The sequence below is a fragment of the Clostridium sp. MCC353 genome (assembly GCF_018785315.1).
Taxonomy (GTDB): domain Bacteria; phylum Bacillota; class Clostridia; order Lachnospirales; family Lachnospiraceae; genus CHH4-2.
Genome location: NZ_WQPN01000173.1, coordinates 1 through 19454, shown reverse-complemented (window position 1 = coordinate 19454; position 19454 = coordinate 1). Strand labels below are relative to the sequence as shown.

Genomic DNA, 19454 nt, shown 5'->3' with positions numbered 1-19454 from the left:
ATCAGATCTTGGATGTATTTTAATAAGCCTAATTAAATGATATCAGAGAAGGTCAAAATTATGAAAAAAATTAGGTCAGAGTACTATACATGTGTATACTTGCATAAAGGTTGAAACAAAAGGATTAAAGGAATTTGCTCTTTAATCTCTTTCACAAAAGCTTTAGCATCGGCTTTTATATACTCCTGACATTGAATTGAAGTGAGACGGTCTTCAAAAAAGCTTTAAAAAACACGAAGCCGAAACACATGGATAGAAATGCGACTGCAATGATTCCGCAATTGGTCTTTTTTAGCTTCCCCTTTTTGTTCAACTTATCAAAATAACTTAATAATCCTTTCTTTAACGTCAGAGAAATCTGCATGATGCCGTCGCCTATATCAGCAAATAGTTCCGGTGACCTTAAAACGATTGATATTTTAACAAACCTGGGAGTGACACGCTCCATGTAAATGAGGGTAAAATGCTCTAAATCTTCCATCAGATTCCAGGTACAGTTAAAAAAATCCTCAGGTTTTAGACCGGGATATCAATCTTTCTGCTGCATGGCGGTGAGCACGATGTCTTTCTTTCCTACAAATTTTCTGAATATGGTACATTCATTGACACCGGTCGGGCGGGCGATCGATAGGTTTAAGGCAGTTACAGAATCGATAGGTTCAAGATAGAAACAGGTTTGACATTCCAAGAATATTATTATACTATAATGTAAGGTTAACATTACGTAATATTGACCTATGAATGTGAATGGGATTATCAGTTGTTGGAGAAGGAGAAAACCATGAAAAACAGGATTAAGGAATTGAGGGAACGGATGGGGCTGACACAGGAGCAGCTGGGAGAGATGGTGGGGGCGTCCAGACAAGCGATTCATGCCATTGAATCGGAGAAGTTTGAGCCGTCCATTTGGCTGGCTTATGATATTGCCTGTGTATTTGAGTGTACGATTGAAGACGTGTTCATTTTCAATCAAAGTATGCGCAAGTCCAGAAGCGACAGCAGCAGGAAAGAGAGGAAGGAATCTTATGGCAGTACGGAATTTACGGTATGAAGGGGATGCAGCGCTTAAAAAAGTCTGTAAAGAAGTTGGCAGGGTGGATGACAGAATCCGGATTCTGTTGGACGATATGATGGAAACACTTCATGAATTCCCAAACGGAGCCGCCCTGGCCGCCAATCAGGTAGGGATTCTCAAGCGTCTGGTTGTGATTGACTATGAGGACATGTATTTAAAGCTGGTTAATCCTAAAATCATCGGAACCAGCGGCGAACAGGAATGCCTGGAGGGATGTCTGAGTTTTCCAAACCGTTTTGGAAAGACCATACGTCCCCAAAAGGTGACCATCCAGGCGTTAGATGAAAATGGGAAAGAGATAATTCTCACTGGTGAAGGAGAAATGGCAAAATGTTTCTGCCATGAAATCGAGCATTTGGATGGGGAGATTTTTATAGATAAGGTGCTGGAATTTATAGAATTGTCATAGAGTAATATTTATATAGGGGTGCAGTATGGGGCGGTATGAATTACGTGGACATATATTCTGCATACGCATACTGCCAAGTTAAATAGAATCAGCCAGGCGCTCTGTTACCGGAAAGGTGCATAGTGCCTGGCTGTTATGGTTTTAGAATTTCCCCTTATTCCGGCTTATCATCGATTTATACACTCTTTCCCTTAAAATCGATGTTAATCCGGCTGTGACGTGAAATCGTCGGCTTTCTGATGGATGATTACTGCCCTTCCCATGATCTGGTCGACGGTAAACCTTTTATCATAAAAAGACGTCCAGGCATAACCCTGGTTTCCCAGCAGAGGGGGCAGATCCCCGGCGTGATCCGGATGAGGCTGGTTTGTAGGATTGTAATGTTCTCCCGTATGGGCGAAATGATCGGAACAGTTTCCATTTTCGTGTATATGCATGGCATAAAAATCAGTTGAGCCGGGTGTCTGAATATTGGGAAGGCCAAAGACCTCTGCTTCAACCAATACGCCGCCATAGTGTGTGGAGTAGAATTTAACCAGGCCGCTGAGCTGCGGATGGTCCGGGCCGCCGGTGATCCAGGCTTCAGCCTTCGGCGATTTATCTTCCAGAATGTCGACAAAACTCATTCCTGGAGTGACTTGCTGATAAGACATAGTTAGTTACCTCCTTTGATTCTACTATATGCGGCTCCTTTCTTTTTGACTTGAAAATGAAAGAAAAAGTTGTGCTTCGGTCAGTTTTTATAAAAACGCCACCACTCGCAGCGGAAACGCCTCCACACCTGCAATGGGATAAGGGAAAGCGGCCACTTTAAAATGGCTCTTATCAATGCTGCCCAGATTAGCCACATTCTCAATCAAAGGAATGTTATTGATAAATAATGCCGTGTGGTTTACATGTTCCTCGGAGGCAGGAAGTTCCACCCCTCCCGCGTCCACGCCCATCATCTTCATGCCTGAATGGGAGAGCCATTCAATGGCCTCCGTGGAGAAATAAGGGCTCAAAGAATATTCTTCCTGTCCATACCGGTCCGCAAACCCCAGATTACAAAAAACAATAGCTCCCTGAGGGATTCCCCCGATCCGGTCCGCTTCTTTTTTCACCCGGTCCAAAGAAATCTCGACCCGTTCCTGAATATCTGAAAAATCCAAAAGCACAGCATCCCCATAAAACGCCTCTAAGGGCATATCAGCCAGATCGTATCCGTCAGGCAGGATATGATAAGGCACTTCGATATGAGTGCCGATATGAGAGACCATGGAGATATTGCTCATAATATACCACTGCCCCTGTTTTCTTACTACATTCTTATTAATCGTCTCAGCCCCTATGGTCTCCACCGAAAATTTTCTCTGAACCTTTTTCGGATCGATGATATGGGTTAAATCAACCGCTCTACACATAAAAATATTCCTCGCTTTCCGTATTTTTATAATTATGTTTAAATAATAGTCTATATAAATGAGGAATGAAATAGAAATGAAATAATTAAATGTTTAAAAAATAGACATAATTGATTTCCAATAACAGAATCTACCAGATAAATAGTAATAATTATCCGTTCATATATAACCAACCCTCATCAATCTTTTAACACCTTACTCCAGAGATACCCAGCTAAGAGAAGAGGGGCGCCTTGGGCCGGCCGGGATGACGGGATTCGGTGGAATGAAAGGGCTGCTAATGAAAGAGATCGGCAGGACTTAGTGAAAATGAGACAAAAAAAGCAGGTGAATGTTGATTTCCGAATCAACATTCAAGGTGCCCCCGAACTGAAAATATATCAAAGATTTTCAGTGAGTGGCACCGGTCCTGCTTTTTTTGTCTCATTTTCACTTAGACCTGCCCTCTCTGGAATCCGCAGCCTTTCATTCCACCGAATCCCGTCGTCCCGGCCGGCCCAAGGCGCCCCTCTTCTCTTAGCGTTACTCTCACTTATTCACAATCCTCCACAGCGTTGTCCTGCATATCCCCAGCCTGGCGGCCGCCTGGCTCTGATTCCCTCCTGTTTCCGCCAGCACTGCCTTTACAATATCCTTTTCAATATCTTCCAGCGGCTTATTCAGATTCAAGACGCTGGAAAGGGCGGAAGAAGATGTGGGGTTGGAATCTTCAGATTCCAGTATCCGTTTAACGCTCTCTTCCTGTATATAAGAAGACGCGGCATCAGTCACAAGCTGGGTGATGACCCGTTTAAACTGGGTCAGATTACCGGGCCACTGGTAGGATTCGATGAGAGACATGGCCTGGGGGGTGAAGCCGATGACCTGCTTCGCCAGATCGATGTTCACCGTGCTGATGTAGAGGCTGGACAGTGCCTGGATCTCGCCGGAACGTTCTCTCAGAGGGATCATGCGGATGGTCAGGCAGGAAAGCTGGTTGATTAAGTTTAAGGCGTGGGCCGGGATTTTCTCCCCCGGCATGGTGGTATAGGATAAGATCACCCGGCTCCTGCGGCACAGGCCTGTGTCGTAGAGGATGGATTTCAGCTTATCGGTTTTTGCGGAAGACAGTTTTTCAATATTGCGGAAATAAATGGTGATCTCCTGGCTGTTGATGGGGGAATTCACATGGCTCAGCAGGAAAGTCCATGTTTTGTCCGAGGCCAGTTCAAAGTCGATGACCACATAAGGATGGTGCTGGTATTTCCCCTGGGTGTAAATGGTGGCGGCAATCTGCTCTTTTCCAGCTCCATTTTCCCCCAGAATCATGACCGGGTAGGGGGACTGGATGATCTGCTGGAGGGATTGGGCGGAATCATAGCCGGAAGAAGACAGTTCCAGATAGTGGTATAGGAAGGTGTCCACCGCTTCGCCCCGGGAAAATGCCCGGATTTCATTTTTAGGAGCTGTGTAAGGTTTTTTCTGCTGGGAAAAATAAAACACCGTAAATGGGCTGTCGCCGATCTCAATATTCTTTTCACGGATGGTTATGATCATTCCATTGTTCGCCTTTACAATGGTTGAATCTGTCTGCTGGACATTCTGAAGGCGTCTTACGGCAATGGAGACAGCCAGATCCTTTTTAATCGTTTTCAGAGATGAGAAAATCATCTCTTTTTCTTTGTTGAAAACAAGAATTTCATGGTCGCTCTGCACTAAAAGGGAGCGCAGAAAATCCTCTCTTTCCCGGACCCGGGCCAGGGTGGTGCAGAGCCGGACCGCCTGGTCTATAGCTGAGGACAGGCTTTCCCTGCCGGTGGTGATGAGAATGGAATTGAGGCCGTTTCTTCTGGCAATGGAATCGATGCCCATTCCGGATACGATCAGCCGGTAACCCTTATTCTTCAAACGCTCCATCAAAGGAACCGCATCTTCTAATGTAAAGAGGGTGTGGATATCCAGGTCCAGCTGCAGAAGATCCCGCAGCAGATGGGCGCTGTTGGTGACGGGGGTAAATCCGACGATGGCATAGGGTTCGTTGAAATTGTCGGCCAGTTTCATGGCGTGGAGCACATCGTAAAAGGAAAGAGGAAATTCGATGACCGGGATTTCCGTCACCTTTTTGATCATGGAAGCCGTCTCGCCGCGGGAAAGGATGGCGTCATAGTCAATGGAAGAGCGCTGCTGCACAATTTCCACCCCGCTGTAAAGGTTTCCCACATAGGCGTCCATATCCACCTGTTCCATAGTAGCCACGATTTCGTATAACTGGCTTTGAATGCTTTCGCTGGGGGCAATTGCTAATAATTTAATTTTTCTTCTGCTCATTTTACTAAGTATCCCTCCCGTACTGTTTAATTTATATACAATAATACCACGAACAAAAGCAAAACACAACAATATGTTTAAATAATAAACAAAATGCAATTGTATTTAGATTGAAACAATTGTTAAAATGTTTATAATTAAATCATCGGGAGGGAACAACAGATTTAGACAAAAAAGAATGAAAAAAGGAGAAGGGAACATGAGTAATTTTTATTCGAAAAATGCAAAGAACATTTTTCCATGGCTGCTGATTCTGCCTACGTTGGTATTTTTGGGGATGTTTTGCTTTTTTCCAATGATCCGGGGATTCGGATATGCGGTCACCAATTATGACCGTGGAAATCCAAAGGCAACGGAATTTGTGGGGATGGCAAACTTTGTAAAGATCTTTACGGAAGACAAGGTCTTTGTGAAAACGCTGGTTACTTCTTTAAAATGGGTGGTTTCACAGGTTACGCTGCAGTTGTTCTTTGGAATGATATTTGCGCTGATCCTGAACCAGAAGTTCAGAGGGCGGGGGCTCGTAAGAACGTTCTGTTTCGCGCCCTGGGCGGTATCGGGCGTGCTGACTACCATGCTTTGGGTTTTAATCTTCAATGAACATATCGGCCTTTTAAACAATGTGCTGAAAGCCGTGGGGCTTTCCCATATGACAAAAGCCTGGGTGCAGAATGTACAGACCGCATTTCCTTCCGTTGTGATCGCGGAACTCTGGAGAGGCATTCCATTTTTTACCATTACCCTGCTCGGCGGACTGCAGACCGTGCCCCTGGAACTTTATGAATCGGCAAAGGTGGACGGGGGAAATGCCTGGAAGAATTTCTGGCTCATCACCATTCCCTATATGAAGGAATCCATTGTATTTGCCACTTTGATGAGAACGATCTGGGAATTCCGTTCCGTGGACCTGATCATGACCATGACGGACGGAGGTCCGGTACGGAGGACGCTCACGCTTCCGATCTATATGTACAAGACTTCCATTGAAAACGGACAGTATGGTTACGGAGCTGCTTTGACGGTGATTCTGTTCCTGATCCTCAGCGTATACGTTGTGATCTACCTGAAAGCCAATAACTTCGGAAAAGGAGTGAACGAATAGAGATGAATCCAAAGACGAAAAAGAAAATGCTGCGCGTTCTGACCTTATATCTGCCTATGATGGCATTTCTGATCTTTATAGGCATTCCGCTCATGTGGGCCCTTTCCCTGTCCTTCAGAGAAGGTTCCAGCGTCATCAGGGGAGAATTTCAGATTATACCCAGACCGGCTACGGTTTTAAACTACATATATGTGTGGACCAGCAATAAACTAAATAAATTTTTTGTAAATTCCATGATTACATCCTTTGGGTCCGTATTTATTATCGGTTTTCTGGCTTTATTTAATGGTTATGCGCTGAGCAGGTTTAACTTCAAGGGAAAACAGGTTTTTATGGTGGTTCTTCTGATGACCCAGATGATCCCTCTCATATTTAATATGTCGTCCATTTTCCTGATGATGGTGAAATTGAAGCTGACCAACTCCCTGTTTGGAATCTGTCTGCTGCATATCGCGGCCGGCCTTCCTTATAACAGCCTGATGATGAAGAGCTTTATCGGGGGGATTCCCAAAGAGATTGATGAGGCGGCGGCCATAGACGGCTGCAACCGGGCCCAGATTATATTTAAAGTGATTCTTCCGGCGGTTCGGCCTGGATTTACTACGGTTATCGCCTATGCGTTTATCACCTGCTGGAATGAATATCTGTTATCCTACACGCTTCTTACGGATGCGAAGAAATTCCCAATTTCCGTAGGGCTCAAGTACCTTGTTGGTGAATACAGCACTGATTATTCGGCTCTTGCGGCCGGGTGTATCATAGCGCTCATCCCGCCGATCCTTCTGTTCGCGTATGTTCAGAAAAATCTGGTAAGCGGTTTGAACGCAGGGGCGGTTAAGGGGTAAAAACCGCCGGAAAAATGCAAGTAAAAAAAGAAAAGGAGAGGTTTAAGTTATGAGAAAATTAGGAAAGACAATGGCACTGCTGTTAGCAGGAAGTATGCTTTTAACGGGATGCGGCGGAGGAAGCAAGACCGCTGAAACCACCCAGGCGGCAGGCACGGAAAAAACAGAGACCACCCAGGCGGCGTCTCAGGGAGAAACCGCAAAAGAAGCGTCGGGAGAGGACGTTACCTTAACCCTGTGGGCGGATTTCGTCACACCGGAACGTACAAAATATGTGGAAACCATGGTTTCCAACTATATGAGCGAACATCCTAACGTAAAAATCGAGGTGACGCCACTTCCGGATTCCGCGGATGATAAGATCATGACCGCTTATGAGGCGGGTCAGGGGCCGGATATCTTCCTTTCTTCAGGACCTGATATTACCAGCCACATCAACGGCGAATATGTAATTCCGCTGGATACTTATTTTGACAAATGGGACAAAAAAGACCAGATCCTTTCATCGGCAATCGAGACGGTGCGCCAATATGACGTGACAGGGCAGAACCAGCTTTACTACATACCAAACGGCATTTCATTTACCGTTTTATGGGTGAGAAGCGACTGGCTGAAAGAGACCAATTCCACTGTGGACACATGGGATAACTTATTCCAGGCGGTGGAAAACATGACGGATAAGGGGCAGGGACGTTACGGCCTTTCCATCAGAGGCGGAAAAGGCGGAGCCAAGTTCCTGGAACGTATGATGTACGCTTACAGCGGAATTTTATCTGTGTTTGATGAAAATGGAAAATGTACCATCAATGATCCGAAAAATGTTGAATTTGTAGAACGCTACCTGGGACTTTATGGGAAATGTACGGCAGAAGGCGATTTGAACTATGGATGGACCGAACTGGCGGCCGCATTTGATTCCGGCGCGGCGGGCATGATCATCCACAACCTGGGGTCAGCGTCCAACCATATGGAGGCATTTGAAGGAGACCAGAGTAAATTTGAAGCCATCGGCATGCCTTTGAATGACAAGGGAACTTCTGTAAACCTGATGATCCAGCCGGGCGGAATGACCATTTCTTCAACCTGCAAGAACCCGGATGCGGCCTTTGATTTCATCGCTTATATGACAACGGGAGAACCGGTCAGCGAGTACTGCCAGCAGTGGGGCGTGGTTCCAGTGGATGAAGACGTGCTTGAAAATGCAAAATGGATCGACGAACAGCCTTGGTATGAATCTTCCGCAGACCTTCTGCTGGATGAGAACACACTCTTCTATAACCAGTATTCATGGCTGCCCGGACATGACGACATCTATGGTGAAATGGATACCGACAGCCAGTATGTGATGACCGGCGAGATGACAGCCCAGGAGATGCTGGATAAGTGGGCAGAGTACTATCAGGGATGTTATGACAAATTTTTTAATAAATAAGACTAATTTGGAAAGAAAAAGGTGTGGATAATGGGAGAACATAACGTAAATTGGACAGAACTTAGAAGCCTGTGCCAAAAACTTATGATGGCAGAGCATGTTTCGGAAGAAGATGCCTTTGTCTGTGCCGACAACCTGGTGGACGCTGATCTCTGCGGCGTGGAATCCCACGGTGTCAGCCGCATGACAAATTATATGAAACGGCTGAAAACCGGAGTGGTGGACAGCCGGGGACAGTGCAGAGTGGACCAGGAATATGCCGGAAGCATTCATGTACATGGCGGCAATGCCATGGGAATGGTGGTAGGGAAATTCGCCATGGAACGCTGTATTGAAAAAGCGAAGGAGAGCGGCTGCTGTTTTGCGGCCGCCAGCAATTCCAACCACTATGGAATGGCCGCGTACTATGCCAGGATGGCCGCAGAGGCTGGCATGATCGGAATCACCGGAACCAATGCGCCGCCAAACCTGGCCCCCTGGGGAAGCCCGCAAAAGTACATGGGAACCAATCCGATTGCATTTGGCGCACCCACTTCGGGAAATCCCATTATTCTGGACATGGCTCCCAGCGTGGTTGCCATGGGTAAGATCATTCTGGCGGCAAAACTTGGGAAAACCATACCCGAAGGCTGGGTGGTGACCAAAGACGGCAAACCGACCACAGACCCGGTAGAAGGGCAGTACGGCACCCTGCTTCCCATCGGCGGAGCCAAAGGGTCGGGTCTGGCCATATTCATGGAAATCTTCTGCGGAATTTTGAGCGGAGCTGAAGTGGGGCCTCACATCAGCCATTTCTGGAATGATTTTGAGCACCCGCAGAACGTGGGACATTTCTTCTGCGCGGTGGATGTGGATAAGTTTGTGGGACTGGATAGATTTAAGGCCAGTTTGGACCAGATGGTGCAGGAGATGAAGGCGCTTCCCAAGAACCCCGGAGTGGAGGAGATTTTCATGCCGGGTGAGATTGAGACGCGAAAGAGAGCGGAGAGGAAAGCCAATGGAATCAGCCTGTCCGACAGCGTTTATGAGGAACTGAGGGCGCTGGCAGAACAATATCAGGTGGAATTTGGAATCTGATAATCAGAAAGGAGAAGGGACATGGGTAAGAAAATAGGGTTTATCGGCCTTGGAAACATGGGCCTTCCGATGGCGTTGAATTTATGTAAAAATGGCTTCGAGGTTTTGGTGTGTTCCAGCAGTTCGGAAAGCCAGCAGAAGATTATAGCGGCCGGGGGCGGCTCCGTGGGAAGCTTTCAGACCATGGCGGAAATCTGCGACGTGATTATCACGATCGTTCCGGCAGACCAGGAAATACTCAGTTTATATAAGGAAGACGGCATTCTGCTGAACGCCAAACCGGGGCTGATCTGCATTGATATGACGTCTGCCAAAGGAACCACCAAGCAGGCCATTGCCCGGTATATCGAGCAGACGGAAAAGGATGTTCAGTTCATCGACGCCCCGGTCAGCGGCGGCGTGGCAGGGGCCCAGGCGGGAACCCTCACAATCATGGCGGGGTGTACGGAGGAACAATTCCAGGAAAACCGGGATATATTTGAGGCCATGGGTAAGAAAATCATCCACACCGGCCCGGTGGGCAGCGCCTCCAACATCAAGATGCTGAACCAGATGCTGAACGCGGCCAATACGGCCATTGCGGCGGAAGTGCTCTGCATTGCCAGGGATTTGGGCGTGGACGACAAAGTTCTCAGCGAAGTGGTGAACCAGAGCAGCGGCGGCAGTTTTGTCTTCGAAAAAAATGTGCCCAAATACATGATGACAGGGGACCACACCCCAGGTTTCCGCCTGGATCTGATGAAAAAGGATGTGGGCCTGTTTATCGATACCGCCAAGGAAATCAGCGGATTCACTCCTGTATCCGGCCTGGTATATCAGATTTACCAGGCGGTCTCCAACCAGGGCGCAGGGGATAAAAATTACACCTACATACATAAATGGCTGGAAGAGAACCAGAAAAAGTAAAGGAAAAGGAATGGTATTATCATGAGACTGATGGATTGTACGCTGCGTGACGGCGCTAATGTGATAGGAAAAGGATTTGATGCGAGGCTGACGACCATGATGATCGAAGGGCTCATAAAAAGCAACATAAAGTTAATCGAAATGGGAAACTGCCTGGGACTTGGGGCTTATGAGGCCAACAACTGCATTTCCCCGCTGAACGATATCGAATATCTGGAACTGGTGCAGCCCTATCTGTCCCAGGCGGAGATCGGCATGTTCATGGGCGTGAAAAATGCGGTTGAAAAATATATCGAGCTGGGAGCCCGTTACAACCTTCATTTTTTGAGAATCGGCGCCAATGCGGGCGATGGGAAAATGGCCTGCGACGGCATCCGTCTGGTGAAAAAGTATGGCATGAAATGCCGGTATTCCATGATGAAAGGCTACATTTTATCCGCTGAGGATCTGGCGGAGGAAGCTGCAATGCTGGAATCCTGCGGTCTGGATGAAATCACCATCATGGACTCCGCCGGAACCATGATGCCTCACCAGGTATACGATTATGTATCCGCGATGGTAAAGAAGGTTCAGATTCCGGTTGCATTTCACGGCCACAACAACCTGGGACTTTCGACGGCCAACGCCCTGGCGGCCGAAGAGGCTGGCGCGTCCGTATTCGACTGCGGCCTGATGGGAATGGCCAGAAGCGCAGGAAACTGTGCTACGGAACTTGCAGCTGCCACATTCCAGAGACTTGGTAAAATGGAAGATGTGGATCTATACGCCCTGCTTCATTTTATAGACGATGAACTGGCTCCTGCCATGGCGGAATACGGCTACCAGGCGCCTGTAAAACCCATTGATCTGGTATACGGACTGGCTGGCTGCCATTCCAGCTTCGCCAAATTATTCGAGGATACGGCCAAGGAAAAAGATGTGGATCTGTACAAGCTGATCACAAAGGTATCGGCCATCGACCAGAAAGCCCCGTCAGCGGAGCTGATTAACCGGGTGGCGGACGAGATGAAACAGTGATCCGGGAGGTATAGCATGAAAATAGTAGTTTTAGACGGATATACGGAAAATCCCGGCGATTTGAGCTGGGAAGGTCTGGAAAAACTGGGGGAACTGACCGTTTACGACAGGATTCCCTATGATACGGAAGCGGTTGTGGGTCACATTGGAGACGCAGAAGCGGTATACGTCAACAAAGTTCCTCTGACCCGGGAAGTCATGGACGCCTGTCCGTCCCTGCGCTTTATCGGCGTGCTGGCTACGGGGTATAACGTGGTGGACACTGAGGCGGCCAAGGAAAAGGGAATTACGGTATGCAACATCCCCTCTTACGGCACAAATGCGGTGGGACAGTTCGCAATCGGGCTTCTGCTGGAAATCTGCCACCATGTCGGGCACCACAGCCAGGCCGTTATGGAGGGAAAATGGACCAGCAATCCGGATTGGTGCTTCTGGGATTACCCTCTCATCGAACTGGCGGGAAAAACCATGGGAATCATCGGTTATGGAAGAATCGGCCAGTGTACGGGCCGGATCGCCCAGGCGCTTGGAATGAAAGTGCTGGCCTATGATTCCTATAAAAACCCGGAATTGGAATCGGATACCTGCCTGTATACGGATTTAGAGGAACTGCTTGAGAAGTCGGATGTGATCAGCCTTCACTGCCCGCTGTTCCCTGACACACAGGGGATCATCAACAAGGAAAACATCGGGAAAATGAAGGACGGAGTGATCATTCTGAACAACTCAAGAGGCCCCCTCATTGTGGAGGAGGACCTGGCGGAGGCCTTAAAGAGCGGTAAAGTCATGGCGGCCGGGCTGGATGTGGTGTCCACAGAGCCGATTAAACCGGATAATCCGTTGTTAAGTGCGCCAAACTGCATCATCACCCCTCACATTTCCTGGGCGTCTAAAGAGAGTCGCCAGAGATTGATGGATTTTGCGGTGGATAATTTGGTTCAATTTATAAATGGTACGCCTGTGAATGTGGTAAACCCATAAGAAATGCTAGTGCTCCATCCGGCCAGAAACTATACTTCCAGCACTGTCTATTTTGCCATCTGCCGCGTTGTCGTCAGTCAGCGGAGGGACCACTACGCTTCCTTCCTCCGCCTTGCAGGCTGACAAAATATTCAGCACTGGCAGTATAGTTTCTGACTGGATGGAGCACTAGAGTGTGTTTGAAAATTGCTTTCTGGCAGCTGTGTGTCACAGTTTGTATTAGAATGTGGTGAAACGCAGGACAGCGTCAGTTTATGTTAGCTGGTTACGGTTCATCCGGATGCGGTGTGCATTCGGCTGGGCTGTAATTTGCGTTAAAAATAGGGGCTGGTTTTTGGGGTATTTGGAGTGAGGGCTTTTAACTTCCGGTCTGCGTTGTTCGGGAGTGGAGTGCTTTTTAAAGTTGGTTTAAAAGGGATAGATGAAAGGGGACACATGAAGGGACAAAAATATTATTTTCAAATGAGTTCTGAGAAAGATCCTATAACTGGGGTGGAAGTTGTGCGGCTGACGGACAATAAGGGGATCTATGACCGGCCGTATTTTACTACGCCGCAGTTTAGCAGGGACGGGAAATACACGTTATTCGTGTCTGATTTTACGGGCACTTCCGTGGTCAAAAACCCGGATGCGCCGGCCATTGGAAAGCTGGGATTTGGGGAACTGTTCACTCTGGAACTGGAAACGGGCACTGCTTTGCAGGTGACACAGGGAGAAGCAATTAAGATGGGACATGGGGCCCATGCGATGATGGCCCCGGATGGGAAGAAAGCCTATTATTACAGCAATGAACAGTTAAAAGAGGTGGATTTGGAAACCCTGGAATCCAGGGAACTGATGTGGATTCCTTATTCTTATAATTTCCACAGCCTCTCCATGACAAAGGACTGCCGGTATCTGGCGTTTTCTCTGGTGGAAGAGGTGACGCTTGTCACAGCCGGATTCGCTAACCCGCTTGCGGAGACAGCGCCGGGGGCCAGGGAGCGTTTCTTTAAAGAGCCCAGCAGTCTGGTGATCCGGTATGACACCCAGCTTAATACGGCGGAGGTGGTATTTGGAGGACATCACAGGATTACCCATACAAGCCTGAAACCGGATGACGGGGACAGCGTGCTGTTCTGCCACGATGGTCCCTGGCATCTGGTTCAGAGGATGTGGACGGCCCGGGTCAGCACCGATGAGGTGACGCCGCTGATCGTTCAGCAGCACAATCTGGAAGGCGTGGTGCACGAGTTCTTCACGCCCAAAGGAAGAGTAGGAGCTCAATATTCCTACCGCTACAAACCGGATATGCCGTTTTTTATGTTTGCGGATATCTTTGTGGATTTTGATGGAAAAAACCAGGAACGCTTCTACTATCCCTATCTGCGTCCGGGCCATGTGAGCGTCAATGCCGCGGAAACCTTGGGAGTTGGCGACCGGGCCATGCTTTCTGCGGACATGAAGGACAGTGAACGGTATGTATCCCTGATTGAATACAATAAGGCGGATCACCGGGCAGAAGTGTCTCTATTGTGCGCACACGACACTTCAGGGAAAAAGTCGGCCCATGTACATCCGGTGTTTACGCCGGATGGGAAGCGGGTTGTGTATTCCTCTGATAAAGAAGGGAAGCTGAATATCTATATGGTGGAGGCGGATTTGGGGAGAGCGGTGAAGCGGCTTAGGTAGGTTGTATAAAAAGCGGGGACGTGTGAACAGTTTAGGCATAATTTATTGATTTTAGGTGATGCATATGCTAACATCTGAAGTAAGAAAGGTAAATAGTGTGGAAGTGCTGTCAATACTATACCATGAAAGGAAGTGATCCTATGTCATTACCTAAAAATGGCGGTTATACATCGGAAGATTACTGGAACTTACCAGAAGGGGAACGTGCTGAACTGATCGAGGGGCAGTTTTATGCCATGGCTCCGCCAAACCGGATACATCAAAAACTGATAACTAAATTTACTTTTGCTATTGAAACTTATGTCCGGTCACACCGTGGAGACTGCGAAATTTATCCGGCCCCATTTGCCGTAAACCTGGATGCAGATGATAAAAACTGGGTAGAGCCAGATATTTCCGTCATCTGTGATAAGGATAAACTGACGGACCGCGGCTGCTTGGGCACGCCGGACTGGATTATAGAGATCGTTTCGCCCGGCAGCCGGAAGATGGATTATTCAGTTAAAAATGCACTTTACTCCGAGGCCGGTGTACGTGAATACTGGATTGTTGACCCGGAGAAAGAACGAACCACCGTTTATCGTTACTATGAAGATGCAGCGCCGATGATCTTTGCTTTTAACCAGGAGATCGTGGTCGGTATATACGGCGACCTCCCGATTACGATATCTGAATTGCTTGAATAATTGAGATTTAGTTGAGAACGTTACGCAGGAAAGAGGGGAGAGGCTGGGCCCGGAGGCCGGAAGGCCGGACCGGTTGCAGTCTCTCCCCGCTTTCCTTCTGTTTTTTTACATCCTTAATCAGACCTTTTCTACAGTATTGACCGGGCTATTTCGAAAGCTCTGCGAGTTGCGTCGCCAATACGCGCCGGTTTTTGCGCGTCTCCAATGACATAGAGGTGTGCATAATGGCCGTCACATTCTTTTGCCAGCGTGTCACAGCTGCGTACCCCAATTGCCAGTACAGTCACATCAATAAGAACCGTTTCCAGTACTCCGTCTTTTCTGCTTAAATACAGGATACCATCGCCAATCCTGTCTAACCGCCTGCCAGGAAGAAATCTAACCGCTCCTTTTTCCAACCGTTGAAGGACGTCTCTGACGTTGGTTGGATATGCGCCAGGGGCAATTTGATCTGCCATTTCAATAATGGTAACGGAATTCCCCTGCTCAAGCAGATATTCAGCAGTTTCCAGTCCGGTCATGCCGGAACCAATCACGGCAATCCGTTTTTCGGAGTAGTATTTCTCTCCGTTTAAAATAGATGTCACTGTCACAACGGATTCTTTGTCAGATCCCGGTATTCTCGGCGAAGCAGCCTCGCCTCCGGTTGCTATAATCACGGCAAACGGTTGATATTCGCCGATGATTTTCTTATCAGCAGTTACATTGTAGCGAATGGTTACCCCTTGCTGCAGTGCCAGAAGAGTCATCTCTTGAATAAACCAGCCTATTTTTTCTTTATAAGGCGGAGTTTCTGCAAGGATCAGTTGTCCCCCGGGTTCAGCGTTCTTTTCTAAAACCGTGACCTGAAAATTTCTGGCAGCCAGTTCTTTTGCTGCAGTGAGCCCAGCCGGTCCCGCGCCTACGATTACGATTTGCCGTCCATCCCCGTCCTTGGGCGGGGTGTTTTCATACTTGCTCTCCTGGCAGGCGCGAGGGTTCACCGCACAGGAAATCGGCCTGCCGTTCAAAATGTTTTTACGGAAGCATTCCATACAATATAAGCAGCAAATGCATTTTAAAATTTCATCGCTTCGCCCCTCTTTGGCTTTTTTAGCCCATTCTGGATCTGAAAGAAACGGACGGCCCATTGCTATGAAATCCTGTATTCCCTGCACAAGCTGATCCTCCGCCTGTTCTGGGGAACGTATCAGGTTGGCGGCGATCACTGGGATTCCTACCGCATCCTTGACGGCCTTTGCCAAATATTTGCGCCAGCCGGGCTCAAAGCTGATGGGTTCGCAGGATGTCTGTTCCGTGTCATAGTTACCACTGCTGACATTAATGACGTCAATACCAAAGCTTTCCAGCCTTTTGGCTATTTCCACCCCCTCTTCCAGGCAAATTCCCTGACCGGGGTAGCCGATTCTGTCGTAAAATTCTTCTACAGACAAACGGACGCTGATGGGAAAATCGGTTCCGCACTCTTTTCGAATCCCGCTGATTATTTTCTGTATAAAACGCATCCGGTTTTCCAAAGAACCGCCGTATTCATCTGTCCGCAGGTTGGTATAAGGGCTTAAAAACTGTTGGATTAAATACCCGTGCGCCGCATGCAGTTCCACGCCGTCCGCTCCGGCCTTTTGCACCCTCTTGGCGGCTGCAACAAACTCATCGATGAGTGTTTTTATTTGTTCCTCAGTCATCGCAACGGTATTTTGATTGCGGATGGGGTTTTCGCCAAGCCCGCAGGGGACGGCGCTGGGAGCCAAAAGCGGTTTCATATAACGGTTCATACGTTTTACCATCTTAGGATCGTCCAAAGAGGATTCGTCAATACCGCCGGATAAGCGAAAGAACAAATTCCAATAAGAGGGAAAGATTTTTCCAAGGCGCTCATTATATTTCCACACAGTAGGGAAAACAACCAGATTTTGCCGTCCGGGATGGAATAACTGGATAAAAAATTTTGCGCCATGTGCATGTATCCGCTCTGTCACCTTGCGCATTGGCTCAATATACCTGTCATGAGACATTGACAGCATTCGGGAATGGGAGACGCAGTTCGTTTCATTGATGCGTGTGCATTCAGTCATGATAAGTCCCACGCCGGCTGCGGCGCGTTCCTCATAGTAATCAGACAGTTCTTCGCCCGCTGTACCGTCATATTCCGCTAATCCAACACACATGGAAGACATCACAATACGGTTTTTTATGGTTATTTGCCCAATCTTCATTGGAGAAAACAAAGTGGGATAATTCATATTTTTCCTCTTTCTAAATCACTGACTCAACGAGTTTCTATATAAGCGTTCCTATCTATTTTATCCAGAAATCGTTTCTATATTTATATCCCGGATATTTCAAAAAATCAGTTTTTGTTATTTATTATTTGTAAAAATGCATCTGCCATAGATTCGGGTGTTTCTTTCGCGCCGTTCTCAAGCCAGCAGAGCAGCACATTATAAAACGCTCCTGAAAAGAAGTAAAGCTCATATTTGGAAATGGAACCTACGGACATATCGCCGCAGGCATCGATCTCACAGTCAGTGATGATGTCCAGAAGTGTGGTTGATAACTTTGCATGATGAAAGGCCAGGACCAGATTGGCATGCTCTTTATAGAATCGGAATTTATACAGCATTGCTTCTCTGCTGTGAAAATCTTCATTTGGAAATGGGTTTTCTTCGTGGTAACGCTGAGCCATATGGTCAATTCCATAGTTGATGAGTTCTTCCACGGATTTAAAGTTGCGATAAAAAGAAGCCCGTGCAACGCCTGATTTTTTAATCAGTTCAGTCACAGTCAGCTTTGACCAGTCCTTCTGTCCGGCAAATTCAACCAATGCGGAAAACAATCGGTCTTTTACCCCCTTGTTGGCAGTTTTTCTCTTGTCCATGATACAATTCTCCTTAATTTGTCTCAGGTTGTCTAATTGACAACAACACCTTATATGATACAATGTGTATCATATAAGGTGATTGTAATTCTGTCAAGAGGAGGGGGTCTTTTTGAAAATACGCTTTGCAGTTTTATTCATAGTTCTCTGTGTCGCCGGTGTTTTTCTCTATTTTGAAGACGAATTAACGCCTGTCTATCGCAATTTGGCAACTTTTATGCCTGCTGATGATGCGTCTTTTTCCGGCAGCGGGCGCAGAATCGAAATTACCTTTGATTACGAGCGCCAAGGCGGCGCTGGTTCCAATCAATATGCGGTTTGGATTGAGGATGCCGATGGAAAACTTATTCGTACCTTAGCTGTAACCAAATATACCTCAACGGGCGGATGGAGATTACGTAAAACTTCGTTATCACATTGGCGGAAAATCGCCGACCCGCTCCATATGAGCATGGAGGAAATAGAGGCTGTTTCCGGAGCAACTCCCCAAAATAGCGGTAGCTACCGGGTTATTTGGGACTTTACTGATGATAATGGAAATCAAGTGCCGGATGGTGAGTACAAATGCCGGCTGGAGGCCGCCCTTTTTTTCTCATCATATGCGTTGTATGATGGTACATTTACAACCGGGAATGAAGCGGCGGTCATTTATCCCACACCGCAATACAGCTGCGAGAACTCGTCGCACATTGATATGATTGGTCAAGTCGAGATGGCCTATTATCCTGAATAGAAAGTGGGTGTTTATGGTGAACTCAAAGAAGATTTTCCGCTGTTGTCTCAATTTTTCCATGCTGATCGCAATTCTTGGAACAGTACCCTATATTCTTGACGGTCAGACACAGTACCGGCATGAAGTATTTGGGGTAACTGCCTTTGTTTTGATGGCTTACCACTGCATTGAAAATCGGTTATGGTTCGTGCAAATGTTCAAGAAAAGACGCTTAAAGCAGCCTGATAGCCGTGCCGTGAAGTTTCGTTATTGGATTAATCTTCTTTTGGCGGTTTCAACGTTAATTTTGCTGATCAGCGGCATTATGATCTCCAATATCGTGTTTCGATTTTTAAGAATCCCTTATCATGAGTTTTGGCATTACGTTCATTTCGCATCGGGAGTTTTGTTTCTCATATTGGTGACGATTCATGCATGGAATCACAGACGATAAGCCATCAGATATTGTACATACAGATTAATGGCGAGGGGCGGTAGCTTTATAAGGAATATACAGATCGGGCAATATGCAGCGAACATGAATTTTTGGAACGTCTAAAGTATTGGGAGGGCAGATAAATGTTAAATAAGGATATTTTTATTATAGCTAAAATTTTTGATAAACAGGGCTGTTTAGCGTATCGGTGTAAAACTTTAAATGAAGCCCGCTGTCTGCCCGGTACATTAGAAGCCTTGCGGGCAGACGGTGTACAGATTGTTATACTTGATAGTCCAGACATCTATTCAGAATATGAACCCTATAATTATATAGAAGACATGAAAGAATTTATTGATATGGTCAGCCAAATGAATCGTGTTGCATAGAGCCTGCATTCAATTTTCCTATTCTCTTACCCTAAATTGGGATTTAATTGAGTAAGTTACTTTAATTGTGAATGTTACGCAGGAAAGCGGGACGAGGGAGCAGAGGCGGGATTGGATGTTTGGAGGCG

General features: G+C 47.1%; 19 protein-coding genes. 14 read left to right on the top strand and 5 right to left on the bottom strand.

The genetic code is table 11. From position 1 onward, the window contains the following. Nucleotides 1-781: 781 nt before the first annotated feature. Complete coding sequence (locus tag GPL15_RS25750) at nucleotides 782-1051, top strand: helix-turn-helix transcriptional regulator (RefSeq protein ID WP_215701540.1); 270 nt, start codon at nucleotides 782-784, stop codon at nucleotides 1049-1051. Further along, nucleotides 1026-1484: a peptide deformylase gene (gene def / locus GPL15_RS25745; protein WP_215701539.1), complete on the top strand. Its 459-nt coding sequence runs from the start codon at nucleotides 1026-1028 to the stop codon at nucleotides 1482-1484. The genes GPL15_RS25750 and def overlap by 26 nt, the downstream gene beginning before the upstream one ends. A gap of 203 nt (nucleotides 1485-1687) precedes the next feature. On the opposite strand, the gene GPL15_RS25740 is transcribed toward def, so the two are convergent. The 3 genes from GPL15_RS25740 to GPL15_RS25730 all read right to left on the bottom strand — a co-directional run bounded on the left by GPL15_RS25740 (nucleotide 1688) and on the right by GPL15_RS25730 (nucleotide 5194). Continuing rightward, the gene (locus GPL15_RS25740) at nucleotides 1688-2137 is read right to left on the bottom strand and encodes a superoxide dismutase family protein (protein ID WP_215701538.1); all 450 of its coding nucleotides are present in this window, start codon (nucleotides 2135-2137) and stop codon (nucleotides 1688-1690) included. An 87-nt stretch (nucleotides 2138-2224) separates the two neighbouring features. Continuing rightward, nucleotides 2225-2887 (bottom strand): cyclase family protein, encoded by a 663-nt coding sequence (locus tag GPL15_RS25735; RefSeq protein ID WP_215701537.1) that lies wholly within the window; start codon nucleotides 2885-2887, stop codon nucleotides 2225-2227. 528 nt (nucleotides 2888-3415) lie between these two features. After that, entirely contained in the window at nucleotides 3416-5194 is a 1779-nt protein-coding gene (locus GPL15_RS25730) for a sigma-54-dependent transcriptional regulator (protein ID WP_215701536.1), read from the bottom strand. Nucleotides 5195-5393: 199 nt separating this feature from the next. Here GPL15_RS25730 and GPL15_RS25725 point away from each other — a divergent pair, with 199 nt between their 5' ends. The 9 genes from GPL15_RS25725 to GPL15_RS25685 all read left to right on the top strand — a co-directional run bounded on the left by GPL15_RS25725 (nucleotide 5394) and on the right by GPL15_RS25685 (nucleotide 14911). After that, complete coding sequence (locus GPL15_RS25725; protein WP_215701535.1) at nucleotides 5394-6296, top strand: sugar ABC transporter permease; 903 nt, start codon at nucleotides 5394-5396, stop codon at nucleotides 6294-6296. 2 nt (nucleotides 6297-6298) lie between these two features. Continuing rightward, nucleotides 6299-7141 (top strand): carbohydrate ABC transporter permease, encoded by an 843-nt coding sequence (locus GPL15_RS25720; RefSeq protein WP_215701534.1) that lies wholly within the window; start codon nucleotides 6299-6301, stop codon nucleotides 7139-7141. Nucleotides 7142-7190: 49 nt separating this feature from the next. Then, the gene (locus tag GPL15_RS25715; protein ID WP_215701533.1) at nucleotides 7191-8573 is read left to right on the top strand and encodes a sugar ABC transporter substrate-binding protein; all 1383 of its coding nucleotides are present in this window, start codon (nucleotides 7191-7193) and stop codon (nucleotides 8571-8573) included. Between the two features lie 30 nt (nucleotides 8574-8603). Beyond that, nucleotides 8604-9650 carry an Ldh family oxidoreductase gene (locus GPL15_RS25710; RefSeq protein ID WP_215701532.1) on the top strand — a complete coding sequence of 349 codons (1047 nt, stop codon included), beginning with the start codon at nucleotides 8604-8606 and terminating at the stop codon, nucleotides 9648-9650. A 21-nt stretch (nucleotides 9651-9671) separates the two neighbouring features. Further along, nucleotides 9672-10556: an NAD(P)-dependent oxidoreductase gene (locus tag GPL15_RS25705; protein WP_215701531.1), complete on the top strand. Its 885-nt coding sequence runs from the start codon at nucleotides 9672-9674 to the stop codon at nucleotides 10554-10556. Nucleotides 10557-10577: 21 nt separating this feature from the next. Next, nucleotides 10578-11573 carry a 4-hydroxy-2-oxovalerate aldolase gene (locus GPL15_RS25700; RefSeq protein ID WP_215701530.1) on the top strand — a complete coding sequence of 332 codons (996 nt, stop codon included), beginning with the start codon at nucleotides 10578-10580 and terminating at the stop codon, nucleotides 11571-11573. Between the two features lie 15 nt (nucleotides 11574-11588). Beyond that, nucleotides 11589-12554, top strand: coding sequence for a D-2-hydroxyacid dehydrogenase (locus GPL15_RS25695; RefSeq protein ID WP_215701529.1), 966 nt, complete (start codon nucleotides 11589-11591; stop codon nucleotides 12552-12554). A 435-nt stretch (nucleotides 12555-12989) separates the two neighbouring features. After that, the gene (locus GPL15_RS25690) at nucleotides 12990-14225 is read left to right on the top strand and encodes an oligogalacturonate lyase family protein (protein ID WP_215701528.1); all 1236 of its coding nucleotides are present in this window, start codon (nucleotides 12990-12992) and stop codon (nucleotides 14223-14225) included. 140 nt (nucleotides 14226-14365) lie between these two features. Continuing rightward, nucleotides 14366-14911: a Uma2 family endonuclease gene (locus GPL15_RS25685; protein ID WP_215701527.1), complete on the top strand. Its 546-nt coding sequence runs from the start codon at nucleotides 14366-14368 to the stop codon at nucleotides 14909-14911. Between the two features lie 128 nt (nucleotides 14912-15039). Here the strand turns inward: GPL15_RS25685 and GPL15_RS25680 are convergent, their stop codons facing one another. Beyond that, the gene (locus GPL15_RS25680) at nucleotides 15040-17154 is read right to left on the bottom strand and encodes an NAD(P)/FAD-dependent oxidoreductase (RefSeq protein WP_215701526.1); all 2115 of its coding nucleotides are present in this window, start codon (nucleotides 17152-17154) and stop codon (nucleotides 15040-15042) included. A 107-nt stretch (nucleotides 17155-17261) separates the two neighbouring features. Further along, entirely contained in the window at nucleotides 17262-17789 is a 528-nt protein-coding gene (locus GPL15_RS25675) for a TetR/AcrR family transcriptional regulator (protein ID WP_215701525.1), read from the bottom strand. 112 nt (nucleotides 17790-17901) lie between these two features. Between GPL15_RS25675 and GPL15_RS25670 the strand changes: the two genes are divergently transcribed. The 3 genes from GPL15_RS25670 (at nucleotide 17902) to GPL15_RS25660 (ending at nucleotide 19326) form a co-directional block, all read left to right on the top strand. After that, complete coding sequence (locus GPL15_RS25670) at nucleotides 17902-18522, top strand: DUF2271 domain-containing protein (protein ID WP_215701524.1); 621 nt, start codon at nucleotides 17902-17904, stop codon at nucleotides 18520-18522. 13 nt (nucleotides 18523-18535) lie between these two features. Continuing rightward, the gene (locus GPL15_RS25665) at nucleotides 18536-18955 is read left to right on the top strand and encodes a DUF4405 domain-containing protein (protein ID WP_215701523.1); all 420 of its coding nucleotides are present in this window, start codon (nucleotides 18536-18538) and stop codon (nucleotides 18953-18955) included. 125 nt (nucleotides 18956-19080) lie between these two features. Then, nucleotides 19081-19326, top strand: coding sequence for a DUF6718 family protein (locus GPL15_RS25660; RefSeq protein WP_215701522.1), 246 nt, complete (start codon nucleotides 19081-19083; stop codon nucleotides 19324-19326). The last annotated feature ends 128 nt before the right edge of the window (nucleotides 19327-19454 follow it).